The 19,290-nt window shown below is 71.2% G+C and carries 16 protein-coding genes and 1 pseudogene; 9 read left to right on the forward strand and 8 right to left on the reverse strand.

Translation table 11 applies throughout. The features are described from left to right. The first annotated feature begins 14 nt into the window (after positions 1–14). From AB0927_RS22795 to AB0927_RS22805, 3 genes are all read left to right on the forward strand, one after another. Positions 15–1,385, forward strand: a complete 1,371-nt coding sequence (locus AB0927_RS22795) for a hypothetical protein (RefSeq protein ID WP_366669498.1) — start codon at positions 15–17, stop codon at positions 1,383–1,385. A gap of 268 nt (positions 1,386–1,653) precedes the next feature. Beyond that, the gene (locus tag AB0927_RS22800; protein WP_366669499.1) at positions 1,654–2,154 is read left to right on the forward strand and encodes a hypothetical protein; all 501 of its coding nucleotides are present in this window, start codon (positions 1,654–1,656) and stop codon (positions 2,152–2,154) included. After that, a complete protein-coding gene (locus AB0927_RS22805) occupies positions 2,151–4,577 on the forward strand; it encodes a tetratricopeptide repeat protein (protein ID WP_366669500.1) in 2,427 nt (808 codons plus the stop codon). The genes AB0927_RS22800 and AB0927_RS22805 overlap by 4 nt, the downstream gene beginning before the upstream one ends. Positions 4,578–4,637: 60 nt before the next feature. Here the strand turns inward: AB0927_RS22805 and AB0927_RS22810 are convergent, their stop codons facing one another. Next, positions 4,638–7,670 carry an amidohydrolase family protein gene (locus AB0927_RS22810; RefSeq protein ID WP_366669501.1) on the reverse strand — a complete coding sequence of 1,011 codons (3,033 nt, stop codon included), beginning with the start codon at positions 7,668–7,670 and terminating at the stop codon, positions 4,638–4,640. Positions 7,671–8,057: 387 nt separating this feature from the next. Here AB0927_RS22810 and AB0927_RS22815 point away from each other — a divergent pair, with 387 nt between their 5' ends. Continuing rightward, positions 8,058–8,888: a DUF4097 family beta strand repeat-containing protein gene (locus tag AB0927_RS22815; RefSeq protein WP_366669502.1), complete on the forward strand. Its 831-nt coding sequence runs from the start codon at positions 8,058–8,060 to the stop codon at positions 8,886–8,888. Positions 8,889–8,954: 66 nt separating this feature from the next. Here AB0927_RS22815 and AB0927_RS22820 read toward each other — a convergent pair whose 3' ends face one another. Next, complete coding sequence (locus AB0927_RS22820) at positions 8,955–9,848, reverse strand: NADP-dependent oxidoreductase (protein WP_366669504.1); 894 nt, start codon at positions 9,846–9,848, stop codon at positions 8,955–8,957. A 70-nt stretch (positions 9,849–9,918) separates the two neighbouring features. On the opposite strand from AB0927_RS22820, the gene AB0927_RS22825 reads away from it, so the two are divergent. Next, the gene (locus AB0927_RS22825; RefSeq protein ID WP_366669505.1) at positions 9,919–10,524 is read left to right on the forward strand and encodes a helix-turn-helix domain-containing protein; all 606 of its coding nucleotides are present in this window, start codon (positions 9,919–9,921) and stop codon (positions 10,522–10,524) included. An 80-nt stretch (positions 10,525–10,604) separates the two neighbouring features. Here AB0927_RS22825 and AB0927_RS22830 read toward each other — a convergent pair whose 3' ends face one another. The 3 genes and pseudogenes from AB0927_RS22830 to AB0927_RS22840 all read right to left on the reverse strand — a co-directional run bounded on the left by AB0927_RS22830 (position 10,605) and on the right by AB0927_RS22840 (position 12,755). After that, positions 10,605–11,243, reverse strand: a complete 639-nt coding sequence (locus AB0927_RS22830) for an HD domain-containing protein (RefSeq protein ID WP_366669506.1) — start codon at positions 11,241–11,243, stop codon at positions 10,605–10,607. A gap of 121 nt (positions 11,244–11,364) precedes the next feature. After that, a complete protein-coding gene (locus AB0927_RS22835) occupies positions 11,365–12,357 on the reverse strand; it encodes a GlxA family transcriptional regulator (protein ID WP_366669507.1) in 993 nt (330 codons plus the stop codon). A 299-nt stretch (positions 12,358–12,656) separates the two neighbouring features. After that, a pseudogene (locus AB0927_RS22840) lies at positions 12,657–12,755 on the reverse strand. 185 nt (positions 12,756–12,940) lie between these two features. Here AB0927_RS22840 and AB0927_RS22845 point away from each other — a divergent pair. The 4 genes from AB0927_RS22845 (at position 12,941) to AB0927_RS22860 (ending at position 15,598) form a co-directional block, all read left to right on the forward strand. After that, positions 12,941–13,327: a GntR family transcriptional regulator gene (locus AB0927_RS22845; RefSeq protein WP_366669508.1), complete on the forward strand. Its 387-nt coding sequence runs from the start codon at positions 12,941–12,943 to the stop codon at positions 13,325–13,327. An 18-nt stretch (positions 13,328–13,345) separates the two neighbouring features. After that, the gene (locus AB0927_RS22850) at positions 13,346–14,248 is read left to right on the forward strand and encodes an ABC transporter ATP-binding protein (RefSeq protein ID WP_366669509.1); all 903 of its coding nucleotides are present in this window, start codon (positions 13,346–13,348) and stop codon (positions 14,246–14,248) included. Continuing rightward, positions 14,245–14,859, forward strand: coding sequence for an ABC-2 transporter permease (locus tag AB0927_RS22855; protein WP_366669510.1), 615 nt, complete (start codon positions 14,245–14,247; stop codon positions 14,857–14,859). Before AB0927_RS22850 ends, AB0927_RS22855 begins: the two co-directional genes overlap by 4 nt. Positions 14,860–15,013: 154 nt before the next feature. Next, positions 15,014–15,598, forward strand: a complete 585-nt coding sequence (locus AB0927_RS22860; RefSeq protein ID WP_366669511.1) for a hypothetical protein — start codon at positions 15,014–15,016, stop codon at positions 15,596–15,598. Here the strand turns inward: AB0927_RS22860 and AB0927_RS22865 are convergent. The 3 genes from AB0927_RS22865 to AB0927_RS22875 all read right to left on the reverse strand — a co-directional run bounded on the left by AB0927_RS22865 (position 15,553) and on the right by AB0927_RS22875 (position 18,630). Beyond that, entirely contained in the window at positions 15,553–16,119 is a 567-nt protein-coding gene (locus tag AB0927_RS22865) for a GNAT family N-acetyltransferase (RefSeq protein WP_366669512.1), read from the reverse strand. The two genes, AB0927_RS22860 and AB0927_RS22865, sit on opposite strands and share 46 nt — an antisense overlap. Positions 16,120–16,205: 86 nt before the next feature. Continuing rightward, positions 16,206–17,399: a hypothetical protein gene (locus AB0927_RS22870; protein WP_366669513.1), complete on the reverse strand. Its 1,194-nt coding sequence runs from the start codon at positions 17,397–17,399 to the stop codon at positions 16,206–16,208. A 436-nt stretch (positions 17,400–17,835) separates the two neighbouring features. Then, a complete protein-coding gene (locus AB0927_RS22875; RefSeq protein WP_366669514.1) occupies positions 17,836–18,630 on the reverse strand; it encodes an SGNH/GDSL hydrolase family protein in 795 nt (264 codons plus the stop codon). Between the last annotated feature and the right edge of the window lie 660 nt (positions 18,631–19,290).

Consider the following 19,290-nt stretch of genomic DNA (forward strand, 5'->3'; position numbering starts at 1 on the left):
TATGGTGCACTGCCATGGACGCTGCTGATCTTGACCACCAGGCCCGGACCTTGTCCGGCTGTATTCCTCCGCTCCTGGTCTCCCGGCTTCTCGAACTCGGCCATGAGAATGAAGTGGAGTTCCAGGCCGGCCGTGGGGAATGGTTCTGCGCGCGTGAGTGGGCGCGGCTGCTCGGTGGCCAAGGGCGGCAGACGGAGGCGTTGGAGGTGCTCGCCCCGTACGTCGCCACGGGCTGGTGGCCGGCCGCCCAGGCGCAAGCGGGACTGCTGGAGAGCCGGGGGCGGGCAGAAGAGGCGATCGCGCTGGCCCGGCCGTACGCAGAAACCGGAGGGCTTGCGCTGGAGTTCCTCGCCCGGTTGCTCGCTCGGCACGGACGTCAGGACGAGGCGTTCGTGTTGCTGAGCGCCGGAATCGAAGACCCGCTCCTTGCCGCGGCTCTGGTAGAGGTCACCGAGGGGGCAGGCCGGGACGAGGACATCGCCGCGCTGCTGGCCGCCCGGATCCCGGCCGGACATCAGTGCGACAGTCCGTGGTGTTGTCGCGGTCTCGACCCCGACACGGCAATCGGGCTGCTCGCCACGGTCCGTGAACGCCAGGGCCGCGTCGACGAAGCGATCGCCCTGCTGCACGCCCGGCAGCACACCTCCGTCAACAACCAGGACCAGCTGGCGGACCTGCTGGCGAGGCACGACCGGATCGAGGAACTGCGCGCGTACGCGGCGTCCGAGTACCACGGGCACGCCGCGCAGCGCCTCGCCGAGGTGCTGGAGGAGCGCGGTGACGTGGAAGGCGCGATCGCCGTGTACCGGCAGCCGGGCGACTCACCGAGCCGCCAGTGTCACGGCGCGGTCCAGCTGGCGCGGCTCCTGTCCCGGCATGGCAGGGACGACGAAGCGATCGAGACGATACGGACGCTCGCGGACTCACCCGGCGGCGTGGAGGACTGGATCGTCGACACGTTGTGCACCCTGTACGCCGACCACGGCCGCACCCGGGACGGCGTGGCCTACCTCGACGCCCTCAAGGCGCGCCGCGGCGGCAGGGAGGAGTGGGATTTCTTCAGGATGCGACTGCGGCTCATGGCCGAAGGGGGCTTGGCCGAAGGGGGCTTGATCGACGAGGCGATCGAGCAGGCGCGGGCCCATCCCGAGGGCGACACCTGGTATGCGGCCTGGACCCTCTCCGACCTTCTCGCCGGGACCGGTCGAACCGAGGAGGCAGTCGCCGTCCTGGAACCGCACGCCTCCGCCAACCGCGGCCCTCTGGCAGGCCACCTCGTCGCCCTCGGCCGGGTCAAGGACGCCGTGGCACTGCTTCAGCAGCGCGCACCCAAGCCGCTCGCGCCTGTCTGGACGGGCACTTTCGCCACTGAAGCCACGCCCTGACGCCGCCCTCCCCCGCCACCCCCATCGCGACCGCGGACCTTCCGGTGCGGTCTCCTGGATCTCACCAGCACTCGCACGCGCTCGGGGCTCCCGCCGTCGGCCGCGGGCGAGCGGCGCACGGCCGCCGCACCGGTACGTCCGCCTGACGCCCGGACGTTCGTAACAGGCTGGGCACGAGCCGCGGTCCGCGACGCCCGACCGCCCGGCCGCCGGTACCGTCGGGGCTGCCGAAAGGTCGGTGCTGAGGGGGTCAACTGTGGTTCCTGGCATGGAAGTCGCGGTCGGGTACGTGTTCGCCTGGCTGGTGGGGAAGGCCCGAAGGGTCGCGGGGTGGGTGGACGCGGAGGCGGATCGCGGCCTGGACGCCGGAATGGATCACCTGCACGATCTGATCAGCCGGCGGATCGGGCAGGATCCGGCGCTGGAAAGGGCATTGGCCACTGCCCAGGACGAGGTCACCGCCGGGCGGGTGGAGCCCTCCGAGGAGACCGGGCGTCAGCTGGGCGCGGCCCTCGCGCAGGCCTCCGCCCAGGACCCGGCCTTCGCGGCCGTGCTCAAGCTCCTGATCGACGGCCACCTGCCGGGCCCGGGCACCGCCACGGAACCCGGGCAGGTGTTCAACATCATCTCCGGTGGAAAGCAGGAAGGCCCGGTCGTCCAGGGCCGGACCCAGATCGGCTTCCAGTTCACCACCAACCCGCCGCCCACACCCCGACCGCCGAGCGGGACCGTCCCGCTCGCGGACGGAACCGGGAAGCAGGGACGATGACCGGGTTCCCGGGCGACCGGCCCGAGGGGGCGGCCGTCTACAACATCATCAGCGGCGGGGTCCAGAACGGCCCGGTGCTGCAAGCCAAGTACCTCTCCGTCCAGTTCACGGTCCAGCTGCCGCCACAGGTGGCTCCGACGGCGCCGGCCGGGCTGCCGATGCCCTCGCCCGTCTTCACCGGCCGCGACGCCGATCTGCGGCATCTCCTGCGCGGCCTGGGACCCGCCGCGGCGGGCAGCAGGGTCACCGCGGTGAGCGCGGTGGCCGGCCTGGCCGGTGTCGGCAAGAGCCAACTGGCGGTCCACGCCGCGAAGGCGGCACTGGCGGCCAGCTGGTTCCCCGGCGGAGTGCTGTACGTGAACCTGTTCGGTTACGACCCCGAGCGCCGGCTGAGCCCCGATCAGGCGCTGGACGACCTGCTGCGCGCCCTCGGCATCCCCGAGGAGCACCTGCCGCAGGGGCTGCAGAACCGCGAGCGCCTCTACCGCACCGTCCTCGCCGGGTACGCCGCGCAGGACCGCCGCATCCTCGTGGTCGCGGACAACGCGTCCAGCGACGACCAGGTCCGCCCCCTGCTGCCCACCGACGGGTCCTGCGCCGCGCTGGTCACCTCCCGGCACACCCTGGACGGCCTCGACGCGCGGCTGTACGACATCGACGTCCTCCCCGAGGAGGCCTCGCGGCTGCTGCTCGACGAGGCGCTGCGCAACCACCGCGGCGACGGCGACACCCGGATCACCGACGACCCGCAGGCGGCGGCCGCCATCGCCCGGCTGTGCGCCGGTCTGCCGCTGGCGCTGCGGATCGCCGCCTCGATCCTGGCGAGCGCTCCCCGGCGCCCCGCCGCCGACCTCGCCGCGGAACTACAGGCCGAGCACACCCGCCTGGACACCCTCTACCGCGGCCCCGAACGGGCGGTACGGGCCGCCTTCGACCTGTCGTACCGGCTGTTAGATCCCGGCCACGCCCGACTGTTCCGGCTGCTCCCGCTGAACGCGGGCCCGGACCTGTCCACCGTGTCGGCGGCCTGGCTGGCCGACCTGGACCCGCACCGCACGGGCCGCATGATCCAGGACCTCGCCGACGCGCACCTGGTCGAACCCGCGCAAGTGTGGGGCCGGTGGGGACTGCACGACCTGGTGCGCCTGTACGCGGACGAGCACGGCCGGGCGGAGGCGGCGACGGACGGGCGCGCGGACGCCGGGCTCCGACTCCACCGGCACTACGTGACCACCGCCGCCGCGGCCGCCCGGCTGGTCCCGCCCCAGGACGGTCCGGCCTCGCCCGGCTTCGCCGACCGCGCCTCGGCCCTGGCCTGGCTCGACCAGGAGCGGGCCAACCTGGTGGCCACCGCCGTCGCCCGGCCGCCGATCGGACTGCCGGACACCACGGTCGAGTTGTCCACCGGTCTCAGCGGCTACCTCGTCCACCGCCGCCGCTTCGACGACCAGCTCGCGCTGGCCGAGGCAGCCCGTACCGTCCTGCGGAGCCGGGTCGAGGAGCTGATGACCCGGCCGACCATGGAAGCCCTCCTCCGGCAGATCAAGGACCGGCACACCGAAGCCGGGCTGCTCGCCAACACGGCGCTCGCCCTGGGCGAACTCTTCCTCCACGACGAGGCGCTCGACGCTCGGCTCGCGTCGATCGAGATCTTCCAGCAGCTCGGCGACCTGGCGGGCGAGGCCCTGGCGACCACCGGTGCCGGGCTGACGCTGAGCAGGCTCAACCGCCGGGAGGAGGCGGCCGATGCCCACCAGCGGGCCGCCGAGCTGTACCGGCAAGCCGGTGACCAGAGCGGCGAGGCAGGCGCGCTGACCAACCTCGGTGACGTGCTCCGGCTGACCGGCCACCCAGCGGAGGCGCTGGAGGTCCACTTCCGTGCGGTGAAGCTGTTCCACGAGATCGGCGACGACTACCGCCTGGCCATCGCGTTCGACAGCTGCGGGGCCCTCCTCCAGGCGATCGGGCGGTTCGGGGAGGCGGTCGAGATGCACCGCTACACCGCCGTCACGCACCGCGAGCACGGAAACCGGGAGGGCGAGCTGGTGGCCCTGAACCTGCTCGGCTCGGCGCTCTTCCACGTGGGCCGGATCGAGGAGGCCGCGGAGTCGCTGACCAAGGCGGTCGACGGCGCCCGCGAACTTGGTGACGTCCACCGCGCGGCCGCCGCCCTCAACGACCTCGCCGGAGTGCTGCCCCACCTCGGCCGGCGCGACGAGGCGATCGAGTTGCTCACCGAGGCCGCCGCCGGTTTCGCCCGCGCCGGCGACCTGGAGCGCGAGGCCATGGCCTTCGCCAACCTCGGTCTGGCGCTCGACCAGGCGCACCGGCCGGAGGAAGCCGCCCGCGCACACGCCCGCGCCGCCGCCATCCGCGCGACCCTCGGCTCCGCCTCGGCACCTCATGCTGAGTCGAACGGTTAGCCCGCCCGTCGTCCGAGACTGCCGCGCGGTCACCGGCCTCCGCGTCGAGAGCGAGACCGCCTACCTCTCGCCCGGGTGGCAGCAGTGGCCGCTGCGCAGGAGACGGGCCACGGCCGGCCAGTCGATGCCGTCCGGCGGCGGGACCGAGACGCTTTCGCCGAAGACGGCCGTGAGGTCGTTCTGCCGGTACAGGACACCGTCACGCACGATCAGCGGGGTGTCGACGAGGGTGGTGAAGTCACTGAACGGGTCTCCTTGTACGACCGTGAGGTCGGCGATCCTGCCTTCCTGGACGGTGCCGAGATCGGTGTCGAGGCCGAAGAGGCGTGCGGGGACGCTTGTGGCCAGGTGCAGGGCCTGGGCGGGAGTGAATCCGTGGGCGTGCAGGGCACGCAGGCCGAGGTGCAGGGACAGGCCCACGGGAACCAGCGGGGAGTCGGTGCCCAGCGCGAGGACGGCTCCCCGAGCAGCCAGGCGCGCGTAGTCGGCCATCTCCGTGGCCAGCGCCTTGCGCTGCTCCGCCGTAGGGGAGGACGCGGCGCGTTCCTGCACGGCGGCGACGTCCCAGGGGGGCATCAGATCGCGTACGCGTGGATCGTCGGCCAGGCGCGGGTCGATGCCGAGGAGGTACTGCGCCGTGAACGGTGTGATGATCATCTGGAAGTCGCCGCCGGCATACAGGGCGACCAGGTCCTGGTGGATGTGCCCGAGCGGCGTGGTGGCGTGACCGTAGGGCAGGCGCTGGGTGGCTTGCAGGTGGGTGGTCAGGTCCTGGCCGGCCGCTCGGCCGGGCGAACAGAGGTGGCTGCCGCAGGGCACGCCCAGCCGGTGCGCCGTAGCGGCGGCCTCGGCCATGACGTCGCCAGGGGCACGGACGTAGGTCTTGACGAAGTCCACGTCCAGGGCGGTCGCCCGGTACAGGCTGCGTGCGACGCCTTCTCGGGTGCGGTGGGCGCGCCCCATGCTGTAGGCGGTGCGGGCGCCGTCGAGGAGTTCCGCACAGGCCAACTGCCGTGGGCCGAGGCTGTGTCCGGCGTCGGCGGACTCGCGCAGGCGCACTGTTTCGTGGAGGGGCCCGCCCATGGAGGCGGTGGTGGTGATGCCGTAGGCGAGGGCGGTGAGGGCCTGCCTGGCGCCGTAGGTGGCGGTGTAGGGGTGGGTGTGGCTGTCGAACAGGCCGGGGATGACGGTCTGTTCGGACGCGTCGAGGGTGCGGTGGCCCGGGCGGTGCCGCTGGTGCGGTTCGACGGCGGTGATCCGGTTGCCGTGGACGATGATGTCGACATCGTGGCGGGGAGGGGTGCCGGTGGCGTCCCACAACTGGCCGGCGTGGACACGCAGTCGTCCGGGCTGCGCGGGGTCGGCGCGCCGGGCGGTCAGTCCGGTGGAAAGGGCGCGGGTGCGGCCGGGTGTGCCGGTGTCGTCGAGGGACAGCAGGCGCAGCCTGCCGCAGGACAGATAGAGCAGGGTGCGCGCGTCGCCGGACCAGCTGGGGTGGTCGGCGGGTTCGTCGGTGAGTCGGCGGGCGGGTCCGGCGGGGCTGCCGTCGGAGGTGACGGGCAGCAGCCAGAGGGCGGATTCGGCGACCAGTGCCATCCAGCGGCCGTCGGGCGACCACACGGGTCCGGCGGCGGCGCGGTCGGACAGGGACTGGTGCTCGGCCGGCAGGTGGCGCCGCTCGGCACCGGTGCGGGTGTCGATGACGCGGATGAGGTGGTAGCCCTCGCGGAAGCGGTGGTTGAGCCGGTTGCGGTCGCAGAAGACCAGGTGGCGGCCGTCCGGTGACCAACTGGGGGCGCCCGGTGGCCCGTCGGAGGCCAGGGGACGGGCCACCACCCGCTCCGCGCCGGTGGCCAGGTCGTGTACGAGCAGGTTCCCCGCCACGTCCTGGCAGGCGAGGTGGGAGCCGTCCGGTGACAGGGCCGGATCAAGGCGCCCGGCGCCGGTCACCGCCCGGTCGTCCTCGCCGTCCGGGCGGATCCGGTGCACGGTGGACAGTCCGTCCCGGTCGGTGCAGTACAACAGGCTGCGTCCGTCGGGCGCCCAGGCGGGGGCTTGCAGGTAGTTGCCGGGAGCCGCCCGCACGAGCGCGCGAGGTGCGTGGCCGATGGGCATCAGCCACAGGGTGTTGAGCGCGACGAACGCGACGCTGTGTGCGTCGGGCGAGAGCACGGGCCGGTGGATGCCGCGGACCGGGAAGGACGAACCGGGGTCGAGATCACGTGCCTTGGGCTTCCAGGCCGGCCGGGGCATCTCCGTGCGGCCCGTGAAAGGAATGTCCTGTACGTCGGTGCCCTCGACGGCACGGACGCGGACACGTCCGTCCGCCACGTACAGCAGCCGGTCCTCGCCGAGCCAGCGGGGCGGAGCCGCCGCCAGGTCCTCGTCCGCCGTGGCAACCCGTCCGTCGACCATCAGCCTGGCCGTGGCGGCCGGCCGGGACGGCGAGTCGCTGGTGCCGGTCAGGTGCACGTAGGCGATCCGTCCGCCCCGGGAGACGGAGGGACACAGCAGCCGGCCCTCCCGCACGGCGTGCACGACCTCGGCCTCGCCTCCCGCTACCGGCACACATACCAGGCTCAGACCACCGTCGTTCCCGCCGTCGGGCCGGTGTGCGGCCCGCACGCACACCAGAGAACGGCCGTCCGGCCACCAGACCGGGTCGAGATCCTCGAAGTCGCCGCCCGTCACCTGCGTCATGCGGCCGCCGGGGATGTCATACACCCACAGTCCGAAGGAACTGCCGGTCACCGGGTCGCCGCCGCGCTCGGAGGAGAAGACGAGACGCGTTCCGTCCGGGGACCAGGCCACCCCTCGGTCGTCCCACGGTCCGTTCGTGAGCTGTCTCAGGTCCGTGCCGTCCGACCGCATCAGCCACAGATGGAAGGAACCGCCACGGTAACCGCAGACGGCGATCCTGCTGCCGTCGGGAGACAGGGCGGGCCGTGTGGCCTCCAGGGTCCAGTCCGTCAACTGCTCGGCGTCGCCGCCGTCTCGGGGGATGCGCCACAGAATCCCCTGCACCTCCGCGACGAGTAGCCGGCCGTCCCGCCCGACCGTGACGGACCCGCCCGTGAGTTCGTCAAAGGTCACCGCCCGCGTTCCGGCGCGCGCGGGCGCCGCAGGGCGCCCCGCGGCGGCCAGGGCCCCGGCCGGAGACATCGTGGCCGCGGCTCCGCCCGCCGACACCGAAAGGAATCGACGACGGTTCAGAGGACCGGACTCCATGCGCTCACCTCTCCGCTCTTCAACTGCCCCGGTTCACGGGCCGCTCGGAGCAGAGCCGGCCTGCGGTCCCCCACTCAGGTCAACGGCTGTCCGGTGCGGACGTCACGGCCCGCCACCCGACCGGACGGGCCGGTCGAGACCGCCACCTCCCGAGGGGGGCCACAGGCCCTGCGCTCGCTGCCGTCGACGCGCGCCCCACGGGGCCGGTCCCGGCCCCCCGGTGAAACCGGCCCTCTCGGGCATACGCATCCCATGACGTCATCGTGGAGCCGACCGACCCGCCCGAACCCTGGGCGGAAGTTCCCTCATGGCGGACGCGCGGCCTGGGCCGGGTGTGCGCTGCTCCCGCTCCTCCTGCTGACGGCCTGCGACCACGACGGCGGCGACCGACCACTGCCCGGATCCCTCCACGGCGAACACACGGGGGAGTTCGAGAAGGCCGCGCTTGCGGAGGGCAGCCGTCTCGTCATCACCACCCAGGGAGGCGTGCGGGTCGTCGGGACGGACGACGACAGCGTGACGGTGGGCGGCGCGACCCTCGCCCGCTGGGACGGGGACGGACACACGCACACCCTCGACCTGCCCTGCGACGAGGGCGACGACCGGACCAGGGACAACTGCGGCGGGATGCCGCTCGTCCGCGTGCCCACCGGTGTCACCCTCACCGTGCGGGCCCGCAACGCCGGCATCGACGTGAGCGATGTACGGGCCGAACTGAGCCTGAGCACCGTCAACGGTGACATCACCGTGCAGGCCTCGGGCACGAAGGGAGCCCGCCAGCACCTCGTGACCCGCAACGGCTCCGTGCGCGCGACCGGCCTGAAGACCCGTGCCGTGGACGCCGAGACGGTCAACGGCGATGTCGACCTGCTGTGCACGACCTCGCCCGACACGCTCAACGGTGTGACCCGGAACGGCTCCGTCCGCGTGACCCTCCCGGCGGACGCCCCGCCGTACGCGACCGACGCGAGCACCGTCAACGGCCGCTCCACCGTGGACATCCCGGCCACCGACTCCAGGGCCCCCCGGCACCGGCTGACTCTGCGCACGGTCAATGGCGACACCGAGGTCCACGAAGGCTGAGGAACGGGCGGCTACGACGGGTTGCCGGTTCCGGAGGAACCTGAGCCCGAACCGCCCATCCGGCTTTCAGACGACTATGACCCGGCGCCCGCGCGTGTGGCCCGCTTGGCTGTCGGTGTGCGCCGCCGCGGCCTCGGCGAGGGTGTACGACTTCTCGATCGGGATGTGAAGTTTGCCCCGCGCGATGAGGTCGGCGGCCACGGCGAGCGCTTCTGACACGCTGCCGGCCACGCCGGAGAACCGGACACCCAGCTCCGGCGCACCGAGATCGGCGATGGAGATCACCTTCTGCGGGTTCCCGGTCAGCTCGACGAGCTCGCGGATCACGCCAGAGCCGGCCAGATCGAGGGCCGCGTCGACATGCCCGAGCTGCCGCACCCGCTCGACCCAGCCCTCGCCATACGTCGTCGCGAGGGCGCCCAGGCCGCGCAGATAGTCCTGGTTCGCGGTCCCAGCCGTGCCGATCACCGTGATGCCGCGGTCGCGGGCGATCTGCAGCACCGCTGAGCCGACTCCCCCGGACGCCCCGCTGACCAGCAGCGTCTGCCCGGACTGCACACCGACCTCGCGGATGATGCGCAGCGCGGTCTCCACCACGGAGGGGTACCCGGCCGCCTCTTCGAACGTCACGCCCTCGGGCACACGGGCCCAGGCCGACAGCACCGCGAACTCGGCATAGGTGCTGACGCCTTCGCCGAACACGTGGTCACCGACCTCGACTTCTTCGACGCCCTCGCCGACCTCGTCCACCACCCCGGCGGCGTCCAGCCCGACCCCGGAGGGCAACTCGACCGGGTGGGCCCCCAGTTTCTGGCCTTCACGGATCCTCCAGTCGACGGGGTTCACGCCCGCCGCCCGCACGGCGATGCGGATCCGGCCGGGGCCCGCGTGGGGCTCCTCGGCGTCCACGAGGTGCAGAACGCTCGGACCGCCGAACTCGGCGAAGCTCACTTTCTTCATGCGGTGGACCGTAACACTAACGGTTAGCTTTTTAGAACTGGTGCATATTCGTATCTGCTACTGTCAGGTCATGACCGTGCCGCCCGGACGCCGTGAGCGCAAGAAGGCCGCGACCCGCCAGAAGATCGCCGACACCGCCCTCCGGCTCTTCTTGGAACGCGGGTATGACGCGGTGGGGATCCGTGACGTGGCCGCCGAGGCCGACGTGGCCGTCACCACGCTCTTCTCCCACTTCGCCTCGAAAGAGGCCCTGGTGTTCGAGCGGGACGACGACTTCGAGGAACGCCTCACGCATGCGGTCACCGGCCGGGCACCGCACGAACCGCTCATCCCCGCGCTACGCCGCGAGGTCCGGTCCCTGGTCCGGCATTGCACGGGGGACAGCGCCGCCCCGATCTGGCGCATGATCGACGAATCCCCCGCCCTGCGGGAGTACGAGGAGTCGATGCGGCTGCGCCACGCGGACTCGCTGGCAGCGGCCATCGCCGCCGATCCCGAACTGTCACCGACCACCACGGCGAGCCGGACGATCGCGCGGTTCGTGATCGACGCCTACTCGCTGGCCCGCGAGGCGCCCAGTCCGGACGCCGCGTTGGACGAGATCTTCCAGATGATCGAGGCAGCCTGGGCCGTCACCCGCCCCTCCGGAAACCCCACCGGCACGGCCGGACTGTAGTCCGGCCTCCGTCTCGTCGATGACCCGCACGGCGGCCTCGCCCTGGGAACCGCTGTACATGGTGCGCCGTCCGCACAGCCTCACTCGGGCCACGGGTTGTTCTGAATGATCTCGACGAAGTCCTTTCGGCGGAACGAGGCGTCGAAGTGGGCCAGAACGTCTTCGTTCATGGTTCCGAAGGTGGTGTCGGGACGGTTGGCCATGCCGTCGTAGAAGGCCTTCAGGATGCGGTTCTTGAAGTCGGGGCGCGGGTGCGCGGCCACCACCTCGGCCCGCTGCTGCTCGGTGATCTCCGTGAGGTCGATGCCGAGGACGTCGGTCTCCACGCCGAGGGTCACCACGGAGATCTCCGGCGACAGCTGGAGCGGCACCTCAGGGGTGGTGTGCAGCGCGATGGCCAGCCAGACCTCGCGGGCCTCCCGCTCGGAGCGGCCGTGGTCGAGCAGGAAGGCGCGGGCGGCCTCGGCGCCGTCGAGCTCGAAGCGCCGGTCCTCGGTGGCGTAGGACGGGGTCAGGCCGAGGTCGTGGAAGAGGCCGCCCACATAGGCGAGTTCGGGGTCGACCTCAAGCCCGCGCGCGGCTGCCTTCAGCGATCCCCACAGGTAGACACGCCGCGAGTGGTTGAAGATCGTCTCGTCGGCGGCGTCCCGGACGAGGTCGGTGGCCTCGCGGACCAGTTGGGTGTCGGGAATCATGATCCCCGCGATCTTCTCCGACATGAGCGCTCCTCGAATCGGGTGCGGACTGGACTGGTTTCCAGCCTCCCCGCTCCTCGGTGTCCGGGCCACCGCCGAGGCTGCCAGGTGTCCCACAGATCCGGACCCCGGCCGTACGAGGCCGTCAGCGAGCCTGGGCTGCTGCGTCGCCCCCGCCACCGCCCCGGGTGGTGGCGAACCGCGCCCGGTAACCGCTCGGTGAGACCCCCAGCCGGGCCACGAAGGCGCGGCGCATCGTCTCCGAGCTCCCGAACCCCGCGGCTCGCGCCGCCTCGGCCACCCCACAGCCCGAATCGAGCAACGCCTTCGCGTGGTCAAGGCGGACCTGCTCGACGAACTTCGCCGGAGTGGTGCCCAGCTCGGCCGTGAACATCCGCGCCAAATGGCGCGGACTGACACCGATCCGGGCCGCCAGCGAGTCGGCGGTGTGCGGGAGCCCGGGCTGCGCCGCGACCAGGTCGACCACGGAGCGCAGGGCCGGTGTGCGGGGAGGACGTACCTCCAGGGGCGCCGAGAATTGGGACTGGCCCCCCGGGCGCTGCATGAACACGACGAGGTTACGGGCGACGCGCCGCGCCAGGCCGGCACCGTGGTCCCGCTCCACCAGCGCCAGGGCCAGGTCGATGCCGGCCGAGACCCCCGCTGAGGTCACGATGTCGCCGTCCTCGACGAACAAGGCGTCGGGCTGCACCCGGACATCGGGGTGGGCGCGGGCGAGCAGCGGGGCGTGCTGCCAGTGGGTGGTGGCCCGCCGCCCGTCCAGCAACCCGGCGCCGGCGAGGGCGAACGATCCGGTGCAGATGGACACCAGCCGCCGGGCGCGGGGGTGCAGCAGGCGGATCGCCTCGGTCAGCTCGGCAGGGACGGGCTGGGCGACGAGTGCGTCACCACCCGGCACGACGACCGTGTCCGCCTCCGCCACGTCGGCCGCCGCCCCGTCGACGGGCAGGCGTAGACCGACGGAGGTGACGACCGCTTCTCCGGAAGGCGAGGCATAGCCGAGCGTGTAGTGGGCGCCGAACAGGTTGGCCTCGGCGAACACCTCCGCCGGGCCCGCCACATCGAGCATCTTGATGCCGTCGAACACGACGAACACGATGTGCCGCCTGGGTTCCATGACTGCTCGCCTCTCGCGCACCGTGTCACCGCCCGCGGTTCGCAAGGCCGGGCCGCGGCCCCCCGTAGCCTCCCATCCTCGACGGCTACCACCGGACCGCGCCCTGCGCGACGGGACCAATCTCCCACAGATCCGGACGCCGGACGGGGCCTGGGCAAGCAAGAGACGTTGCCGCACCTGACGGGGCCCACGCGGGCCACCAGGCCCGTTCTGGCCAGTGGCCCCGGGCAGTGGTCGCCTGGCTCGCCGACCACTTTTCCCAGGAACCGGTCGCGGGGCGGGTGCGCCGGCACCGGCCGTGGCGGAGAGGGCGGGATTCGAACCTGCGTGGGCCCCGAAGGGGCCCGACCTTGAGGCGAGCTCGCTGGTCCCCGATCAACCACTCCGGGCACCTCTCCCTGCTCCCGGCGTTCGGTCTCCCGCGCCGGTCACAGGAACAACAGTGCCAGGGGCCGCTGACAGCACCCTGACACACCACTGACCGAGCCCGGGGCGAGAGCCGGGCATGGCAGGGCCTGGCGTCACTACCGTTCCTACTGTATATAGTGTTCATATACAGTCTGAGAGGAACGGAGAAACCGTCGTGCGGGTGGTGTTGTCCAACAGCAGCGGTGTACCGCTCTATCGGCAGATCACGGAGCAGATCGGCGCGGCCATCCTGTCGGGGGACCTCGCCGAGGGCAGCGCCCTGCCCTCTGTCCGGGCCCTCGCTCGGGATCTGCGGATCAGCATCATCACCACCAACCGCGCCTACACCGAGCTGGCCGCCGAGGGGTTCATCGCCACGGTCCCCGGCAAGGGCGCCTACGTCCTGCCACTGGACTCGGCGCTCGTGCGCGAGCAGTTGCTGCGACAGGTGGAGGAAGGCATGCAGACCGCCTTGGACGCCGCCCGGAAGGCCGGCCTCGACCGCGCGGATCTCATCCAGATCCTGGACGGACTGCTGCAGGCCGAGCACGACCAAGCATGAGATCAGGAGGATCCGTCAGTGCACAGTGATCTCGCCTTCGCCCTGCGGGGCGTGGGCTGCGCGGTGAGAGGCGACTTCGCGTTGCGCGATGTGAGCTTCGAGCTGCCGACGGGCTATGTCATGGGCCTCATCGGCGCGAACGGCGCCGGCAAGACGACAACGATCCGCTGCCTGCTGGGCATGCGCGGGTTCGAGACAGGTGAGATCGAGCTGCTCGGCCACCGGGTACCCGGCCCGGTCGCGCTCCGCCAGGACATCGGGGTGGTGCTCGACCACACCTACCTCGTGGGCGACTGGCGGCTGGCCGAGGTCGAACGAACGCTGCGTCCCTTCTACGACCGTTGGGACGGCGCACGCTATGGGCAGTTACTCGCGGAGTTCGGCCTGGATCCGCGGGCGAAGGTCAAGGACCTGTCCCGGGGCATGGCGATGAAACTCATGATCGCCGTGGCGCTGTCGCACCGGGCGCGGTTGCTCGTCTTCGACGAGCCGACCAGCGGCCTGGACCCCGTCGCCCGGGACGAACTCGTCGGCATCATCGGGGACTTCCTGCTCGACGAGGGACACAGCGTCCTGTTCTCCACGCACATCACCTCCGACCTGGACCGCATCGGCGACTACGTGACGCTCATCCACGGCGGCCGCGTCGTCCGCACCGGCCCCAAGGACGAGATCCTGGACGCCTACCGGGTGGTGCGAGGCGGGCCGGACGATCTGAACGATCTCGTCGGCGTCGAGCTGATCGGCGTCCGGCGGACGCCGACCGGGACGGAAGCACTCGTCCACGCCGAGGAAGCCGACCTTCTCGGCGGGCGCGTCCTCGTCGAGGCACCTACCCTGGAGGAGATCGCCATCCACATCGGATCGCGGCCGACGAAGCCCGCGGCAACGCGGAACGACCGGCGCGGAGCGACCGCATGACCGCCGTCGCCCGTGTGGCCGTGCTGCATCTGCGTACCGTCGCGCCGTACCGGACCCAGGGGCTGCTGGTGTTCGGCCTGCTGGTCCTGGTGCTCGCCCGCAGCCCCGATCATGTCGTACCGGCGCTCGCGGTGCTGCTCGCCCCGTTGATCGCCGTACACCCGTTCGTGGTCGCCGAGAAGGCGGGCCTGGAGACGTTGTACGCCGTTCTGCCCCTGCCCCGCCGCACGGTGTTGTTCGGGCACTACGCCTGGGCGCTGGCAAGCTTTGTCGCCACCGTCACCGCGGCTACCGCGTCGGCCGTTCTCCTCGCGTGGGCCGAGGGCGTGCAGTTCGGTGGTCGCACCCTGGTGACGATGCTGACGCTGGCCTGGGCGCTGTTCGCCGTCAGCATCTCGATCCAGTTCCCGCTGCTGATCCGGTTCGGGTACGCCCGCGTCAGCGTCCTGGGCACCACCATGCCGCTGGCGCTGGTCATGCTGGCCGTCTACCGGCTGCACCTGACCCTCACCTCGATCGAGGCCTGGGCGCCGCTCGTCTGGGTGGCCGGCGCGGCCGCGATAGTGACGTCCGCGGTCCTGGCGGCGCATGTGCCAAGGCCGCGTAGGTAGGGACGTAGCCGAACCGTGCCTACGGTGGCGGAGACAGCGGGGGCCGTCATGCGGCGGTCGCATCCGCCGGGAAGACACCGGGAGCCCCCGACTTTCCTCGGCTCAGCCGATAAGAACTGGCTCGCGCCCCGTCTCGTGCCTCAAGATTCTCGGCGTGACAGACGCGGAACCCACCGAAGAAGAGATGCCGGACGGGCTGCTGGGCTGGTGCCTGGTGGCCAACGTGGCGCGAGAGACCGCGCACGGCGAGAGCGGCCTCGACATCCAGCACGGCACGAAGCACTTTCGCGCAGGCACCCTGCTGTGGCTCCCACCCGTCCGCTGGGACCCCGGCCATGGTCGCTGGCCCGCGGTGGGTCGGCACCGGGGCAACAGCCGCAGGTACGTCAACATGGTCGTACGCCCGGATGACCTGGAGAACTTCCGAGTCAAGGGTGTCTACAGCGAAGCCCTGGTGCGCAGCCTCAACGGATACGAACACGACCCGGCCGCCCCGCGAACCCTGCAGAACCCGTGGACCCGCGAGCGCGCCCAGGACTGGGCGGACGCCCGGAACCACTTCCGGGAGCCCCTCTTCATCGAAGGCCGCTCCTACGCCCACCCGCGGATCTCCGTTCCCAACCCTCCGCCGGCAGAGATCCAGGTCGACGGTGAGACCCTCCACCTCGCCCGCTACGGCACCCAAGGAGCCCACTACAGCCGCACGCCCCCTCCCGTGGAGTGGATCCCCGAGCCGTGATCCGCACGTTCGAACGGTAGGGCGGAGAAGTCGGCCGGACGGTCCACGGCATACACCGTGACTGGGCGGCCCTGCAGATGGTCCTCTCGGCGCGGCGCGAACCCCAGGCGCTCGGCCACTCTCACCGACGCCTCGTTGCCTGGCCGTATGAGAGCCGTGAAGTAGTCGTCGTCAAGCGTGGCAAACCCCCAGTCCAGACACGCTTGAGCGGCCTCGGTCGCATACCCGTGCCCCCAGCGATCCGTCCGAAGGGTCCACCCCAGTTCCACCTCGCCGAACTGCTCCCAGTACTGCAGGCCGCTTCGGCCGATGAACTCCCCGTTCGACTTCAGCTCGATCGCGCACAGACCATGGCCTCGCTCAGCCCACTGCCGCTCGATCGCGGTGAGGCGTTCCAGTGCTTGCTGACGCGAGAAGGACCCGACGAAGCGGCTGACCTGCGGGTCGGCATGGAGATCGACGAAAACGTCGACGTCAGACACATGCAGAGGCCGCAGGAGCAGCCGCTCAGTCTCGATCACACGTCCGAGCATAAAGCTCGCCGCCGACCGAGAAGACGGCCCATGGCTTGAGCCGCGTCGGCCGGCCAGAGAACGACGGGCGGCGATCAGAAGTCGATCGACGCCGCGGCGCTGACATCGGTGGCCTGGAGCGGCTGGTAGCCGCGGGCCAGCAGCTGCGCCGTGACGGTCACGGTGCCGTGCTCGACGCCGCCGCCCCCGCCGGTGCCGCCGCCTCCGCCGCCGTAACCGCTGTGCCCGTAGGAGGGGTTGGCGTTTCCGTCGTCACCGGTGATGGTGATGGTGAAGGGGACGGTGAGGGTGCCGCCGGGGAGCAGCCGGTCGGCGAGGGACCGCGGGAGCTGCGCCACGAGGTGGCCGTCCTCGCTGGTGACCTCCGCCGGGACACCGTCGATCGTCACGTGGACGTCCTCCGGGTCGGGGCCGGTGGTGGCGCTGATCGCCAGTCGGGCGCCCGGGGCGACGAACTCCGGCCCGTTGGCCGGGCTGTGGAAGACGGCCGTACCGTCGATCCGGGCGCGCTCCTCCGGGGTGGACGCGTGGCGGAGGTCGACCCGCGCGGTGGCGGTGCCTTCGACGGCGAAGTCGTACGTGGTGCCGTTCACGGTCAGGTTGTCCACGTAGGTGTCCAGCGACGCGGTCGGGTCGCCGAGGCTGCCGACGTTGCCGATCAGCCCGATCACGCCGCTCGTGTCGCCGGTGCAGGCTTCGGCGAAGTCGTTCAGCGGCGCGTCACCGCCCGCGGGGACGCCGGCGACCGCACGGGAGGTGCGCCAGATGCCCGAGGGGCCCGAGACCCAGTGCTGCCAGATGTCCGGGACGACGCCGTGCCGCCCCTCGGCGTCGGTGGCCAGCTGGGGCTGGAAGCTCAGCGTGGTGAAGGCGCCGTCGCAGAACATGGGCAGCTGGAGGCTGGGGCCGGTGCCCGTCGCCGTCGAGTGCGCGCTGTCCACGTAGGAGTCGTAGGAGATCTCCGAGCCCAGGACGGTGCTCAGCGGGACCGCCTCGGTGTAGAAGTGCGCGGCCTGCGACTGCTGGCCGGGGCCGATGGCCAGGTGCAGGCTGCCGTTCCAGTGGACGGGATCGGCGAAGGGAGACACTTCTTGGACACCGGGCGGGTTGGTCGAGGAAGGCTGGTCCTGGATACGGAGCCACGGGCCGGCCGGGCCCAGGTCGGCGGCGGTGACGCGCTGCGTGGCGGCCTGGGCGGACGGCGCCAGGCAGAGCACGGACGCGCCGGCGGTCAGGGCCGCCGCCACGAACGCGGTCAGTCTGTTCATGCGCAACGAAGGACTCCCATCGAGTACCGAGCAGGCGCTGGGGGCCGGCTGCGGTCAGGTTGGCCACACCTTGCCCCGACAGGGGGTCCCGTTCGATCCACGACACCCGCGGGCCGTGCCGCCTCACCCGATGGGCCTACCTCTGCGGGGCCCGGCCGCCTCGGCGATGATCGTGGTTTCGCGCGTAGCTGTGCCAAGGGACCTCGGCGGGCGTTCCGTTGGCAGTGGCCGAGGAAGCGCGCACGGCGGCACCGTCGCCCTGCGCGCCGATCACGCCCGATCGTCTGCACCGGGGCGGTGGCCGCCTGTGGATGGCCCAGGGCGTTGCATCCTCACGGCCTTCGTGTTGGACATGTGTCTTTCGCAGACGGAGCACATGTCCAGACGAAGGCCGGATGGTGAGGATCCAGCGGGGTCTGCTCGTCCGTCGAGGGGATCAGCTGTTGGCGTTGAGGACGGGGTAGTAGCCGAGGGAGTGGCCGGCGGCGGTGGGGTGGTACGACTCCCAGAACGGAGAGACCACCAGGGAGTGCAGGTAGTCGTCGCCGGAGCAGATCTCGTGGCTGCTGAAGGTGGTGCGGACGTCACCGAAGGTGAAGCCGTGGGCGGCGGCGCGCTGGGCGATGACGCCGTTGAGGACGTCCGACCCCTCGTTGATCTTGGCGTGCTTGGTGGCGCTGAGACCGATGCAGAAGACGTTGAGGGTGTACATGTGCGGGTAACCCAGCACGACCACCTTGGCGTTGGGCGCCTTGGCCCGGATCGCATCGTAGGTGGCGTCCAGGCGGGCGGGGAGCGTGTTCAACGCGTAGCTCTCGGCCTCGTTCACCCGGTCGATGCAACCGTCGTTCGTGCTGAGGTTGCAGGTCTCCATGACGTCCGCGAAGCCGTCGTCATTGCCGCCGATCGTGATGGAGACAAGCGTGGTGGAGGAGTTCAGCGGGCCGAGCTGGCTGTTCGTCACGTCCGTCGTGATCGCGCCGGAGCACGAAGTGTCCGCGAAGGAAGACGGGGAGTGGGCGTTCTTCCACAGATAGGGGTAGGCACTGAAGCTGCGGTGGCAGTCGCCACTCGAACTGTCGTAGTTTCCTGCGCCGTTGCCCGCTGAGTACGAGTCACCCAGCGCAACGTACGACGCTCCGGCGGCGTGGGCGGGAGCGGCCAGCCCCAGGCCGCACATGACCGCAAGGCCCAACGCGGCGAGGGCTGAAGGCAGTTTGACGCGTCTCACGAGATCTCCCTGAGTGACGAGGCTGGATCTCATTAGGTACAGCAGCCAGCCAGCACTAGGGAAGTGTCCATGCCAAAAATTCTTTACGTGTACGCATCATGACTCACGCCCTCGAAGACGCAGGCCGCGCGAGGGCTGAGGCGAAGGGAAGCCGAGGATTCTTCCGTCCAAGTTGCGGTTGGGAGATAAATTGACGGACTGTCAGCATCACCGGGTCCGGCAACTGCCGATCGACGAGTCTCGAACCGTGCGGCCGGAGGCGCAGGCCACGCGTCCTTCGGTTCACCGGGCCGGCCTCAGAGGTTGTTTCCTGGCGCTTAAGAGATCGCGTTGGTCTGAGGTTGCTCAGGCGAAAAAGCGCTCCCGGTTGCCGCCGCTTGCGCCCAGCGACGCGCTGTGTCCGACGGTGGTACCGATCTATGACGCGACACCGCCGAGCACAACTGCGCCGCATCATGGACGCCCTCCTGCCGAAGGCCGCAACGTCGAGCCGAGTGCGTGCGTATTGGACGTGGGGTTGCGGGCGCCGCCGCCGGGGGTTGTGGTGGCGGCGCCCGCGTGAGTACGGGTCAGCCGCTGGTGCCCCGCAGGACCGGGCCGGTGTAGACGAACTGCATGCGGAAGTTCGTGTTCTGCGTCAGCTGCTCCAGCAGATGAGCG

The sequence above is a fragment of the Streptomyces sp. NPDC048106 genome, from assembly GCF_040706415.1.
Lineage (GTDB): Bacteria > Actinomycetota > Actinomycetes > Streptomycetales > Streptomycetaceae > Streptomyces.